Source organism: Sphingobium sp. B2, assembly GCF_007693735.1.
GTDB classification, from domain to species: domain Bacteria; phylum Pseudomonadota; class Alphaproteobacteria; order Sphingomonadales; family Sphingomonadaceae; genus Sphingobium; species Sphingobium xenophagum.
Genome location: NZ_VDBZ01000001.1, coordinates 454908 through 467625, shown reverse-complemented (window position 1 = coordinate 467625; position 12718 = coordinate 454908). Strand labels below are relative to the sequence as shown.

Below are 12718 nucleotides of genomic sequence, written 5' to 3'. Positions count from 1 at the left end.
AAAGGTGGGTTTTTGGCCATGAGAAGGAAAATATGGCCAGCCAACCCCTCATCCATGTGGATGACAGCATCCCCGGCATTTCGCGACGCGCTCTCAAAAATGGCTGGGGCTATTATCAGCCCGACGGATGCCGCATCGCCGATCGCGAAGAGATTGATCGGCTGAATGCCATCGCGCTACCGCCCGCCTATCGCGACTGCTGGTTCTGCCCGATGCCCCATGGCCATATATTGGCGACGGGACATGACGAGCGGGGCCGCAAGCAATATCGCTATCATCCGGAATTCCGCGCCGGGCGGGACGCACAAAAATATGAAGGCTGCGCCGCGTTCGGTCGCGCCCTGCCGAAATTGCGGGCGCAAATGGAGGCGGACCTGTCGCGGCGCGGATTGCGCAAGGAGCGGACGATCGCCGCGGTCGTGCGGCTGCTGGATTTGGGCCGGTTGCGCGTGGGTAATGAATATTATGCCACTACTAACAAGAGTTTCGGCGCGACGACGCTGCGCCGCCGTCATGTCGACCTGACCGGCAAGGCGCTGACGCTGCGCTATCGCGCCAAGTCGGGCAAGCAGCATCTGGTGACGCTGACCGACAGGCGGCTGGTGCGCTTCGTACGGAATGTGCAGGATTTGCCCGGCCAGCATCTCTTCCAATATCTGGATGAGGATGGCGATGCCCGCCCGATCACGTCGAGCGATGTGAACGCCTATATTGCGCAGGCCATGGGCGGTGCCTTCACCGCCAAGCATTTCCGCACCTGGGGCGCATCGACCATTGCCTTTGCCACTTTGGCCGCAGGGCCGGTGTCGATGAAGGCCCTGTTGGAGCCAGTGGCCGCCGCGCTCGGCAACACGCCAGCGATCAGCCGCAAAAGCTATGTCCACCCTGCGCTGCTGGAATTGTGCAAGGATGGACAGGACGAATGGCGCGCCGGGCTTCGCCTGCCGCGCCGTACACGCTATCTGTCTCGCGAAGAGCGCGGACTCATCGCATTTCTCGACACGCTTGCCGGATAAACGCTAACAGGACCGACATGGCCAACACGACTGAACCCGCCGCCGTAAAAGTGCATACCCCCGATCTTGTCGAGATGTGGCGATCGACCAGCGAATGGCTGTCGGTCCATTATGTCCAGATCGCCATCGCCATTGGCGCAGGCATTCTCATCTATCTCGCGCTGACCGCCCTGCGCCAGTTCGGCAAAAGGTGGCGCGGCGACTTTGGCGACCCGCTTGGCTATACCAATGTGCTGGGCCGTGCTGTTGCGCGCACCACCCATTTCTTCATGCTGATGGTCGCGGCCAAGCTGGTCGCTGGCTATGCCGATCCGCCCGCCGCGCTGTTCAAGACCATCGCCTTCCTGTTCACCATCGCGGCCGTGTTGCAGGGCGCGATCTGGGCGCGGGAAATCATATTGGGGCTGATCGAGCGCAAGACGCTGGCTGAGGATGGTCAGGGCGAAACGCTGGCCAATGCGATGGGCCTGATCCGCGTTCTGGTGACATTCGCCCTGTTCGCGATCGCCACCATCGTCGTGCTGGACAATCTGGGTGTCAATGTGACCGGCCTCGTCGCGGGTCTGGGCATCGGCGGCATCGCCATTGGTCTGGCCGCGCAGGGGATTTTTTCCGACCTGTTCGCCGCGCTGTCGATCATTTTCGACAAGCCGTTCCGCCGGGGCGAAACGATTACCTATGACACCACAACCGCGACGGTCGAAAAGATCGGCCTGAAATCCACGCGGATGCGCGCCATAACGGGCGAAAAGAAAGTGATGTCCAACGCCAATCTGTTGCAGAAGGAAATCACCAGCTATTTCACGCTGGATCACCGCCGCATCAAATTTGCCATCGGCGTCATTTACCAGACCCCGCCTCAACTCGCTGCGCAGATCCCCGACATTCTCAAGGAGATCATCGAATCCCATGGTGGCAATTTCGTCCGATCCGGCTTTGTCAATTTCGGCGCATCCAGCCTGGATTTCGAAGTAGATTTCGACGTGTATCTACCGGACTGGGATTCGATCTACCAGGTGCGGCACAAGGTCGGCCTGGCCATATTGCAGCGGTTCAATGATGCCGGGCTGGAATTTGCCTATCCGACCCAGACGACCTTCACCGCCGCACCGGACGGACAGATGATCATGCCCTATGCAGAAGTGCAGCCGGTACGTGGTGTCTGAACTGCGGCGTCAGCCCGCGCCCCACAGGCTGCCGGGCTGAAGCAGGCCATCGGCCAGCGTCAGCGCCCCGTCGCGATCCCGCGCCAGAAGCAGCGCGCCATCAAGGTCGATCCAGTCCGCCCCCTGCGCCACCAGCGCGGCGGGCGCGATGCCAAGCGAGGTGCCAAGCATACAGCCGACCATGACGCGAAACCCTCGGTCCCGCGCCGCCTGACGCAGCGCCAGCGCTTCGGTCAGGCCACCGGCCTTGTCCAGCTTGATGTTCACCGCGTCAAAGTCGCCAAGCCGCTCAAGGTCCGCGCTGGTATGGCAGCTTTCATCCGCGCACAGCGGCAAGGGCGCACGGACCCCGGCCAGCGCCACCTCTTGACCATGGATCACGGGCTGTTCGACCATTTCGACGCCAAGGTCGGCCAGCGCCTGCGCCTCCGCCGCAATATCGAGATCATGCCAGCTTTCATTGGCATCGACGATCAGTCGCGCGTCCGGTGCGCCCGCCCGCACGGCGGCGATGCGCGCCCGGTCGCCCTCGCCCGTCAGCTTGCATTTGAGCAGGGCAAAACCGCGCCCGGCCGCCGTCCTGGCGGCAGCCTCCATCGTTGCCGGATCGCCCAGGCTGATGGTGAAAGCGGTCGGCAGCGGCGCGGGCTGGCAAAGGCCGGCAAGTTGCCAGACCGGCGCACCCGCGCGCTTTGCCTCCAGATCCCATAGCGCGCAATCGAGCGCATTGCGCGCCGCGCCGCGTGGCATATGCGTCAGCAACGACTGCCGGTCGAGCGGACCGGCATAGGCGCGGATCGCCGCCGCACACCCTTCCGCCGTCTCGCCCTCATAATAGATTGCCGTTCCTTCGCCGCGGCCGACATAGGTGCCATCGCCAACGGTGCAGACGACCACGTCCACATCGGTCTTGGCCCCGCGGCTGATGATGAACGCGCCTGCGACCGGCCAGCGTTCGACGGTCGCGGACAATAGGTGGATCATTGGCGGCTCCAATGCGTGAACGGATCGCCCGCCTATGCGCGAAAGTCGCGCGCGCCACCAGCCCCGCCCCATTGAGGCATTGCGGGCAGCCTGCTAAGCGCCGCGCATGGAGGACACACCCACCCCGTCGCCGCGCGCCAGCGGCCGTCCCGCGCTCGGCAGCCTGACAATGCTGTGGGGTTTCGCGAAGTGCTATCCGGGGCGCATTGCAGGCGCGCTGATCGCGCTGATCGTGTCGTCGGCGGCGACGCTGGGCATCCCCAGCGGCTTCCGGCTGGTGATCGACCGGGGCTTCATGGGGGGCGGCGACATCAGCCGCTGGTTTGAATATCTGCTGCTGATCGTCATCATATTGGCGGTGGCGAGCGCGCTGCGCTTTTACTTCGTGTCCTGGCTGGGCGAGCGGGTGGTCGCGGATATTCGCAGCGCGACACAGGCCAATCTGCTGCGACAGGCGCCGCGCTTTTTCGAGGAAAACCGCCCCTCCGAAATCGCATCGCGCATGACCGCCGATACGGCTGTCGTCGAACAGGTGGTCGGATCGACCGTGTCGATCGCGCTGCGCAACATGGTCACCGGCGTTGGCGGCCTCATCTATCTGTTCGCGCTTGCGCCCAAGCTGGCGGCGATGCTGCTGCTGGGCATCCCCGTCATCCTGCTGGTGCTACTGAGCCTGGGCCGCAAGGTGCGGGCCCTGTCCCGCGCCAGCCAGGACCGGCTCGCCGATGTAGGCAGCGTGACCAATGAAGTGCTGGCGGCGATGAAAATCGTTCAGGCATTCGGGCAGGAACGGCGCGAGGCGGCGCGATTTGACGCGACGGTCGAAAAGGGGTTCGACACGGCGCGCCGCCGCATCCGGTTGCGGGCGATCATGACGGCGGTGGTGATATCGCTGGTGTTCGGATCGATCACGGCGGTCATGTGGCAGGGCGCGCTGGATGTCGCGGCGGGCAAGCTGTCCGGGGGCAGCATCGCAGCGTTCGTGCTGACTGGCGGGCTGGTGGCGGGCGCGTTCGGCTCCTTGTCTGAAAGCTGGGGCGATCTGCTGCGGGGTGCTGGCGCGGCCAGCCGCCTGCATGAGTTGATGACAGCGACGCCCGACATTTTGCCCCCCGAAAGCCCGACGATCATTCCGACCGCCGTGTCCGGCGCGCGGCTGACATTTGATGATGTGCGTTTCCATTACCCCACCCGGCCCGATCAGGCGGCGCTCAATGGCGTGTCGATCGACGTTGCGCCCGGCGAGACGGTAGCGGTGGTCGGGCCTTCTGGCGCCGGCAAATCGACGCTGATCCAGCTGGCTTTGCGATTCTACGATCCCACGTCCGGTACTGTCCGGCTGAATGATGTCCCCTTGCCGCAGGCCGACCCGGCTGCATTGCGCGCGATGATGGCGATGGTGCCGCAAGACAGCGTGATTTTTGCGGCATCGGCCCGCGACAATCTGCGTTATGGGCAGTGGGACGCGACCGACGATCAGATCTGGGACGCGGCGCGCGCCGCCAATGCGGAGGGATTCCTGCGCGCGCTGCCACAGGGGCTGGACAGTCCGATGGGGGAAGCGGGTACGCGCCTGTCGGGCGGGCAGCGGCAACGACTGTCGATCGCACGTGCGCTGTTGCGCGACGCGCCGATCCTGCTGCTGGATGAAGCCACGTCTGCGCTGGACGCCGAATCGGAACGTTTGGTGCAGGATGCGCTCGGTCGGTTGATGGAGGGGCGCACGACTATCGTCATCGCCCATCGGCTGGCGACCGTGCGCGCCGCCGACCGGATCATCGTACTGGACGAAGGACGGATCGTGGAACAGGGCGATCATGCCGCGCTGGTGGCGCAGGGCGGCCTATATGCGCGTCTGGCGAGCTTGCAGTTTCAGGATGCGCCCTCGGCCTGATCCGGGGCGCCCTGCTCAGGCGAGAGCGGAGCCGCTGCTCAGCTTGACGATATGATCAAGGATTGCGGGATGCAGCGGGCGTTCGAAGGCGCAACCCGCTTCATGGCCGCGCGTCCACAAGACGCGGGCGCGACGCCCTTCAAAGCCCGGCAGCATGACCCATAATTCACTGCCACAGGTCAGTTTCATGAAGCTTTGAAGGCGAAAGCCAGTGACGGATACGTCGGCTATGCGGCTGCTGAACCAGGTTTCGCCAGGACGACGAATACGCACACCGATCTGCACATAGCTGCGCTCTGCCAGCCGTGCCTTTCGGTCCACATCAGTCTGTCTGTCGGCGCTCATGGTTCGCTATCGCCCGCCCTTCCACTGCCATTATCGACGATCGGCGTAAGCAAAGCGTTAATAAGTCCGCCTTGAAGCGGGCGTGCTCGCGGGTCGGCCTGGCGGGTCCGAGCGCACAAAAAAGGGGCCACCCGAAGGCGACCCCTGAAATATCGGCAATATCAAAACTCGGATGCCGCCCTGCCCGCCCGGAAAAACGGGAAGTCTTAGTGCAGGCGGACAGACACAGGCAATCAGCGTTTAGAAGTTGCCATATTGTTCGTTGCCGACAAAGCCCAGCTTCGTCACGCCCGCACGCTTGATCTCCGCCAGCACCTCATCAACGGTGACATAGCGGGTCTGCGCGTTCGGCTGGAACTGAAGTTCCGGCTCGACCGGCAGGCGCAGCGACTGCTGCAGATATTGACGCAGGGTCAGCAGATCGATCGCCGAACCGTTCCAGGTGATGACCCCGGCAGAATCGATGGCGACCTTGTTCTTCACCGGATCGATCGGGGTGTTCGTCGGCGGTGCGTTCTGCGGCAGGTCGATCTTGACCGCGTGGGTCTGGATCGGAATCGTGATGATGAACATGATGAGGAGAACGAGCATGACGTCGATCAACGGCGTCGTGTTCATTTCCATCATCGGTTCGCCTTCATCGGAACCCATGCTCATGGCCATAGCGAAATCTCCTTAATCAGCCGGTCAGAGGCGGGTCGTCGTCGTGCCGGGTTCCGGCTCGGAGATGAAGCCCACCTTGGGGAAACCGGCGCGCTGCATCGTATAGATCGTACCGCCGATGCACCGGTAGGGGGTGTTGATGTCGCCACGGATATGCACTTCGGGCATGTCTTCGGGCGTCATATTTTCGACGCCGCCTGCCTTCTTGATGTCCGCTTCGAGCTTCGCCACCGCGCGGTTGAGCAGATCGCTGGAATCAACCTTGGTCAAATTCCAATACACTGCGCAGCTGCCGTCCGAACCGGTCGTGACCGAGAGGGAGACATTTTCCGGCTTCGTCGTGGTCGGCTCGAACGCCACCTTGGGAAGTTGCAGTTCGACCGTCTGGACGACGACCGGAACCGCGATAAGAAAGATGATGAGCAACACCAGCATGACGTCGACGAGCGGCGTCGTGTTGATGTCGGACAACGGTTTGTCGTCACCGCCGCCGGGGCCAACACTCATTGCCATTGATAATATCCTAACATTGGTGTCGATGGCGCCTCACCATCGCGAGGGCCATGGTCGGCGGGGAACCGGGTAGTCGCAGCGGCCACCCGGTTCCCACGCCGGCATCTCAAGACAATCAGGCCTTGGTCGGCGCAGCAACCGGCTTGGCAGCAGGTGCGGCGGGAGCCGGAGCAACGCTGGGCTTAACCGCGCCGTTCGACACCAGATAGGCCAGCAGATCGACCGTGAAGCCGTTCAGCTGTTCGGCGATCGACTTGTTGCGGCGCTGCAGGAAGTTGTAGGCGAGCACCGCGGGAACGGCCACGGCCAGACCCAGGGCGGTCATGATGAGCGCTTCACCGACGGGACCGGCGACCGCGTCGATCGACGCCTGACCGGCTGCACCGATCTTGATCAGCGCGCGATAAATGCCGATAACCGTACCGAACAGACCGATGAACGGCGAGGTCGAACCAACGGTTGCGAGGAAGGCGAGACCGCCGCCCAGCGACGAGTTGATCGCGGCTTCCGAACGACCGAGCGAACCGTGCAGCCAGTCATGGGCTTCGACCGGATCGGTCAGCTTGGTATGTTCTTCCTGCGCCTTGATGCCGTCATCGACGATCTGCTTGTAGGCAGAGTTCTTTTCCAGCTTGGCCGAACCTTCCTTGATGTTGGCGGCGCGCCAGAAGGTCGCGCGGACCTTCTTGCCCTGGTTGATCACCTTCTGCTGTTCGATCAGCTTGGTGAACAGAATGTAGAAAGTGCCGACCGACATGCCGCACAGAATGATGAACACGGTCCAGGCGATGGTACCGCCCTGTTCCAGAGCTTCCATCAGGCCATAGGGGTTTTCCGGCTTCGGCGCCGCAGCTGCGAGATACATCAACATGTTCAAGACTTCCCTCTCAATGAGATCAAGCTAGAGCGAGGCGGCGCCGGGCGCACGCCTTGCCCGTTTGGATTATTCCGGCAGACGCCAGGTGATACGGCCATTGTACGTATCGGGCATTTCCGCACCATCAGACCCCTTGGCCGGCTTGAACCGCGCACGACGCGGCAGCAGGCGGCAGGTCGCCTCATCGAGATCCGGGTGGCCGGTCGAGGAGGTGATGGTGCAGTCGGTTACCCGACCGTCCGCACCGATTTGCAGGCGGAACCCGGCCGTACCCGAGCGTTCTTCGCGCTGGGCGCGGCTCGGATAGTCCGCATCGCTGAGCCAGCTGCCGGGCGAACTGCGCGGCGTTGCGCGGGTTGCGGCGACAGGCGGCGGCGGTGGGGCCGGCGGCGGGGGCGGGGCTGCGACCGGGACGGGGTTGAACACCGGAGGAGGCGTCCTAACTACAGTCATGGTCGGCGCAGGCGCCGGGGTCTGCACGATCGGCGGCGGGGCCACGACCGGCGGCGGCTCGACCGGCTGGTCTGGCGGCGGCGGTGGCGGCTCCTCGTCCGGTGGTGGCGGCTCTTCCTTCACGTCGATCACGTTCAGCTGTTCTGCCGCCTTTTTGACATATTTCATGCCAAGACCGGTGACGAAGGCATAGCCAAGAACAGCGTGAATCAGGGCGACGATGATGATCGAGACGGTCCGACTCGATCCTTGCGAGTGGTCAGCATAGGCCATTCGGCAACGACACTCCTTAACTCATCTTACCAGTGGTTTATACAAATCAGCCAAAAACGACCCAAGCCGACCGGGCTATCCCGGCCACCTTCGGCCACTGTCCGTCCAATTGCTACCGCACAAACTCCTATCGCGGCACATCGTGGCACGCAAACGCTTTATCGATATGTTCATTTGCGGTTACCATTTCATAGCGGAATGACTTGCCTGTGACATCCTTGCCACGAGCCAAAAATATAGGACGAAGCTGATCATGAAATCCTCCACCCTGCTTTACCGGCTCGCGCTGCCATGCCTCATTTCAGCCGTAAATCTCCCGGTTTTCCCTGTTTTAGCGCAACATCTTCCGATGACAACGCGCTCAGCGCCCGCCGCCACCGGCTTGTCCTACGCCGACATTGTCGACCTGGCGGACACCGCGCCGCTAGTGGCCCATGTGCGAATCCGCAACATCATTCCGTTGAATCCCGAACAGGCCGGGGACGTCCCGGCGGGCCATAAACGGCTGTTTGTGGAAGGCGACGTCATGGGTTTGATTCGCGGCGAGGCGGGAATCGCACCCCTTGTAAGCTGGCTCTACGATGCGCCTGTCGACGCCCGCGGCAAATTGCCGAAACTGAAAAAGGCGCAGGTCATCCTGTTCGCACGGCCCGGCGGGCGGCCCGGCCAGATCCAGTTGGTTGCCCGCGACGCGCAGATCCCGGCTACGCCCGCAGAAATCGAGCGGGTGAAAACCATATTGTCCGCGCTGGTCGCACGCGATGCGCCGCCCCGCATCCTGGGATTGGGCGATGCTTTCCATGTTGCCGGCACGGTGGCTGGCGAGGGCGAGACCCAGATTTTCCTGCGTACCGAAAATGGCGACCCCGTCTCGCTCTCGATCCTCCGTCGGCCCGGCGAGCAGCCCCGCTGGGCAGTGGCGCTGGGCGAGATTGTCGACGAAGCGGCGAAGGCGCCGGCGCCGGGCAGCCTGCTCTGGTATCGCCTGGCCTGCACGCTGCCCCCTGCCCTGCCCGCCCGCGCGGTGCGGACCCTGTCCGTGCAGGACGCCGAAGCGGCCCGCGCAGACTATCGCGTGGTGATCGACGCGCTTGGCCCGTGCGGACGGACGCGGACGCCCGCCTGATACAGCTTTTGCTTGGACCCACGCGCACCTGTCGCTATCAGCGCGGGCTTCATCATCCGCGCTGATTATAGAGAAAGACGCCCCTATGACCAATCTGCACCGCCATGCCCCGCTGCGCGTCGCGCTCGTCGGCCTAGGCACGGTGGGCGGAGGCGTCATCCGGCTGCTCAACACCAATGCGGCCCTGATTGCCCGGCGTGCGGGTTGCCCGGTTCAGGTCGTCGCGATTTCGGCGCGCGACCGGAACAAGGATCGCGGCGTCGACCTGTCCCCCTATGAATGGGTGGACGATATGAACAGCCTGGCGACGCGCGACGATATTGACGTCGTGGTCGAACTGATCGGCGGGTCGGATGGTCCGGCGCTGACGCTGGCGCGCCACTGCCTAAATGCGGGCAAGCCGTTCGTCACCGCGAACAAGGCGATGCTGGCCCATCATGGGCTGGACCTTGCCCGGCTGGCCGAAAAGGGTGGCATTGCGCTCAAATATGAAGCTGCGGTTGCTGGCGGCATCCCGGTGATCAAGGGCATGCGCGAAGGCGCTGCCGCGAACGAAATATCGCGCGTCTACGGCATTCTCAACGGCACCTGCACTTACATCCTGACCACGATGGAAAAGGAAGGCCGGGGCTTTGACGAGGTACTGAAGGAAGCACAGGAACTGGGCTATGCCGAGGCCGACCCCAGTTTCGACATTGACGGCGTCGATGCGGCGCACAAGCTGACCATCCTCGCCAGCCTGGCCTTTGGCACCGAACTGGATTTCGCCGCCGTCGCCACGACCGGCATTCGTCATGTCATCGCCGCCGACATTGCCGAGGCCGCTGCGCTGGGTTTCCGCATCCGGCTGGTCGGCATGGCCCAAAACGGCGCGGACGGGCTGTTCCAGCGAGTCCACCCGATGCTCGTGCCGCTCGACCATCCGCTGGCCCATGTCGATGGATCGTTGAATGCCGTGGTGGCGGAGGGCAATTTTGTCGGTCGCCTCTTCTTCCAGGGCCGTGGCGCGGGCGATGGGCCGACAGCATCGGCCGTGGTCGCCGACCTCATCGATGTCGCGCGCGACGAATATGGCGATGCCTTCGCCATGCCCGTCGCCGCGCTGACGCCGCAAAATACCGCTGATGCTGGCGCAAGGGTGGGCCGCACCTATTTGCGCTTCATGGTGCAGGACCGCCCCGGCGTGCTGGCGGAAATCGCAGCCGCTACCCGCGACGCAGGCGTGTCTATCGAAAGCATGATCCAGCGCGGCGCGCATCAGGATGATGGCGTGCTGGTCGCCATCGTCACCCATGCGGGCGAGGAACGCTGCATCCGCGACACGCTCGATCGCCTGGCCGGATCGGACAGCCTGATCGGCACGCCGATGGTGATGCATATTCTGGATTGAACGACGCTAATGTTGCCCGGCGCCCTCAAAGCGATCGGGCAGTGGCGGTGGCGGCGCGAGATCCGCGTCAGGATCGATGATGGCGGTGATAGTCCTGGCCATGACATCCGCCACCTTGAACAGCGACAGGCCGCCGACGCAGCCTGTCCCCTGTCCGCCAACCACGCCGCAACTGCCTTGCCGCACGGCCGCCGCCGAAGCCCGTGGCGCATCCCCCCGCACGATGCCGCCATTTTGCGCCGGGTCGCGCGGCAGGGGCAAGCGTTCGCGGGCATTGCGCTCGGCCCGGTTGCCGCACACGACGATCGCATCGCCGCTGCGGTCACAGGGTTTTATCACTTGGGTCTTGCTGCGATACGCGGCCATCAATTCTTCATCCGCCGCATGGGCGGTTACCGGTGCGGCGAGAAGGAGGATGCTGGCCAGAGCTTTCATCGCCCTGCCTGTTCATCATGCAATCATGGCCGCATGATGACCGGCCTCCTTCGTCGCTCGACAAGGACGGGGCAACGGCCTATCCGCTCTGGCCATAAGGATAGGCAGAGGGATGAAGATGGTACAGGCAAGTTCGACGCTGGATCGCGTTCTGGTGCTGGAAATGGTCCGCGTCACCGAAGCGGCGGCCATTGCCGCTTCCAAGCTGATCGGCCGGGGCGATGAAAAGGCAGCCGATGCTGCCGCCGTAGAAGCCATGCGCCTGGCCTTCAACGACCTCTATATGGACGGCACCGTCGTCATCGGCGAAGGTGAGCGCGATGAAGCGCCGATGCTCTATATCGGCGAGAAGGTCGGCAATGCGATCGGCACCGGACCCAAGATCGACATCGCGCTCGACCCGCTGGAAGGCACGACCATCACTGCCAAGGCCGGTCCGAACGCGCTGGCGGTACTGGCGATTTCCGAAGAGGGCGGACTGCTCAACGCGCCCGACGTCTATATGGACAAGCTGGCGGTAGGGCCGGGCTATCCCGACGGCGTGATCGACCTGAGCCGGTCAGCCAAGGAGAATGTCGAGGCGGTCGCCGCTGCAAAGGGCGTGGAACCGTCCGACATCATCGTGTGCGTGCTGGACCGGCCGCGCCATGAAAAACTGATTGCGGAACTGCGCGCGATCGGCTGCGGCATCATGCTGATCCCCGATGGCGATGTCGCGGGGGTGATCGCCACGACCGATCCTGAAACCACGATCGACATCTATATGGGGTCGGGCGGCGCGCCCGAAGGCGTGCTGGCCTGCGCCGCGCTGCGCTGTGTCGGCGGGCAGTTCAAAGGGCGGCTGCTGTTCCGTAACGAGGATGAAAAGCAGCGCGCCCGCAAATGGGGCATCACCGATCTCGACAAGATTTATGACCTGAAGGAACTGGCCAAGGGCGACTGCATCTTTGCCGCCACCGGGGTTACTGACGGGTCGTTGCTCGACGGGGTCAAGCGGCTGCCGGGTGGCAAGCTGACGACCGAGAGCGTGGTGATGCGCGCCAGCACCGGCACGGTACGTTGGGTGAAGGGCGAACATCGGCTGAACCACAAGCCGGTTTGAGCGACAGAGAGCCGAACATAGGGAAAGGGAGTCGGATGGCTCCCTTTTTTGTGGGCCTAGCGCCCGGCGCGGTGGTTGAGATCGTGCCCTAGTGCCAGGATGCCGACGCCGATCAGCGTGTAGACGCTTTCCTGCCAGCCATGGTCCATGGTCAGCGCGCCTGCCATCACCCCAAGACCGAGCGCTCCGATCGCCGCGGGCATCATGAACCGATGGACCAGCGCGCCATGGCCGAGCGCGATCGCGCCCATCAATATGGCCAGCACCAGTCCCGCTTCGTGAAAGATCGGGCTTTCAAAAATACCGCCCGCCGTCGCCAGCAGGCCCAGCACGACAGCCGTGATGAAGCAATGCGCCAGACATAGGCCCGACAGCGCGATCGCAAAGCGATCGAGACGACCGGACATCAGAAAGTGGCGAATGGTCTGCGACATGCTGGTCGCTACATAGGCCAAACCGTTATAAGTTACAACATATCATC

Annotated in this window: 14 protein-coding genes; 6 read left to right on the top strand and 8 right to left on the bottom strand. The window is 63.5% G+C overall.

Going from position 1 to position 12718, the window contains the following annotated elements:
• The first annotated feature begins 32 nt into the window (after positions 1-32).
• Entirely contained in the window at positions 33-1016 is a 984-nt protein-coding gene (locus FE851_RS02345; protein WP_026002104.1) for a DNA topoisomerase IB, read from the top strand.
• A gap of 17 nt (positions 1017-1033) precedes the next feature.
• Complete coding sequence (locus tag FE851_RS02340) at positions 1034-2182, top strand: mechanosensitive ion channel family protein (protein WP_145199500.1); 1149 nt, start codon at positions 1034-1036, stop codon at positions 2180-2182.
• Positions 2183-2191: 9 nt separating this feature from the next.
• Here FE851_RS02340 and dgcA read toward each other — a convergent pair whose 3' ends face one another.
• Positions 2192-3166: an N-acetyl-D-Glu racemase DgcA gene (gene dgcA / locus FE851_RS02335; protein ID WP_145199497.1), complete on the bottom strand. Its 975-nt coding sequence runs from the start codon at positions 3164-3166 to the stop codon at positions 2192-2194.
• Positions 3167-3272: 106 nt separating this feature from the next.
• On the opposite strand from dgcA, the gene FE851_RS02330 reads away from it, so the two are divergent.
• Positions 3273-5060 (top strand): ABC transporter transmembrane domain-containing protein, encoded by a 1788-nt coding sequence (locus FE851_RS02330; protein ID WP_145199494.1) that lies wholly within the window; start codon positions 3273-3275, stop codon positions 5058-5060.
• Between the two features lie 15 nt (positions 5061-5075).
• Here FE851_RS02330 and FE851_RS02325 read toward each other — a convergent pair whose 3' ends face one another.
• From FE851_RS02325 to FE851_RS02305, 5 genes are all read right to left on the bottom strand, one after another.
• Positions 5076-5405: a PilZ domain-containing protein gene (locus FE851_RS02325; protein ID WP_019053545.1), complete on the bottom strand. Its 330-nt coding sequence runs from the start codon at positions 5403-5405 to the stop codon at positions 5076-5078.
• Between the two features lie 240 nt (positions 5406-5645).
• The gene (locus FE851_RS02320; protein WP_017181480.1) at positions 5646-6068 is read right to left on the bottom strand and encodes an ExbD/TolR family protein; all 423 of its coding nucleotides are present in this window, start codon (positions 6066-6068) and stop codon (positions 5646-5648) included.
• Positions 6069-6092: 24 nt separating this feature from the next.
• Positions 6093-6581 carry an ExbD/TolR family protein gene (locus tag FE851_RS02315; RefSeq protein WP_026002105.1) on the bottom strand — a complete coding sequence of 163 codons (489 nt, stop codon included), beginning with the start codon at positions 6579-6581 and terminating at the stop codon, positions 6093-6095.
• Positions 6582-6696: 115 nt separating this feature from the next.
• Positions 6697-7452, bottom strand: a complete 756-nt coding sequence (locus FE851_RS02310; RefSeq protein ID WP_174302239.1) for a MotA/TolQ/ExbB proton channel family protein — start codon at positions 7450-7452, stop codon at positions 6697-6699.
• A 72-nt stretch (positions 7453-7524) separates the two neighbouring features.
• Positions 7525-8184, bottom strand: coding sequence for an energy transducer TonB (locus FE851_RS02305; protein ID WP_107124247.1), 660 nt, complete (start codon positions 8182-8184; stop codon positions 7525-7527).
• 349 nt (positions 8185-8533) lie between these two features.
• Between FE851_RS02305 and FE851_RS02300 the strand changes: the two genes are divergently transcribed.
• Together FE851_RS02300 and FE851_RS02295 are read left to right on the top strand one after the other, a co-directional pair.
• On the top strand, positions 8534-9310 hold the full coding sequence (locus tag FE851_RS02300) for a hypothetical protein (RefSeq protein WP_145199492.1): 777 nt from the start codon (positions 8534-8536) through the stop codon (positions 9308-9310).
• An 85-nt stretch (positions 9311-9395) separates the two neighbouring features.
• Positions 9396-10700, top strand: a complete 1305-nt coding sequence (locus FE851_RS02295; RefSeq protein WP_145199489.1) for a homoserine dehydrogenase — start codon at positions 9396-9398, stop codon at positions 10698-10700.
• A 6-nt stretch (positions 10701-10706) separates the two neighbouring features.
• On the opposite strand, the gene FE851_RS02290 is transcribed toward FE851_RS02295, so the two are convergent.
• The gene (locus FE851_RS02290; protein WP_145199486.1) at positions 10707-11135 is read right to left on the bottom strand and encodes a hypothetical protein; all 429 of its coding nucleotides are present in this window, start codon (positions 11133-11135) and stop codon (positions 10707-10709) included.
• 118 nt (positions 11136-11253) lie between these two features.
• Here FE851_RS02290 and glpX point away from each other — a divergent pair, with 118 nt between their 5' ends.
• Positions 11254-12237, top strand: coding sequence for a class II fructose-bisphosphatase (glpX, locus tag FE851_RS02285; protein ID WP_026002107.1), 984 nt, complete (start codon positions 11254-11256; stop codon positions 12235-12237).
• 56 nt (positions 12238-12293) lie between these two features.
• Here the strand turns inward: glpX and FE851_RS02280 are convergent, their stop codons facing one another.
• Entirely contained in the window at positions 12294-12671 is a 378-nt protein-coding gene (locus FE851_RS02280) for a MerC domain-containing protein (protein WP_026002108.1), read from the bottom strand.
• Positions 12672-12718 lie beyond the last annotated feature (47 nt).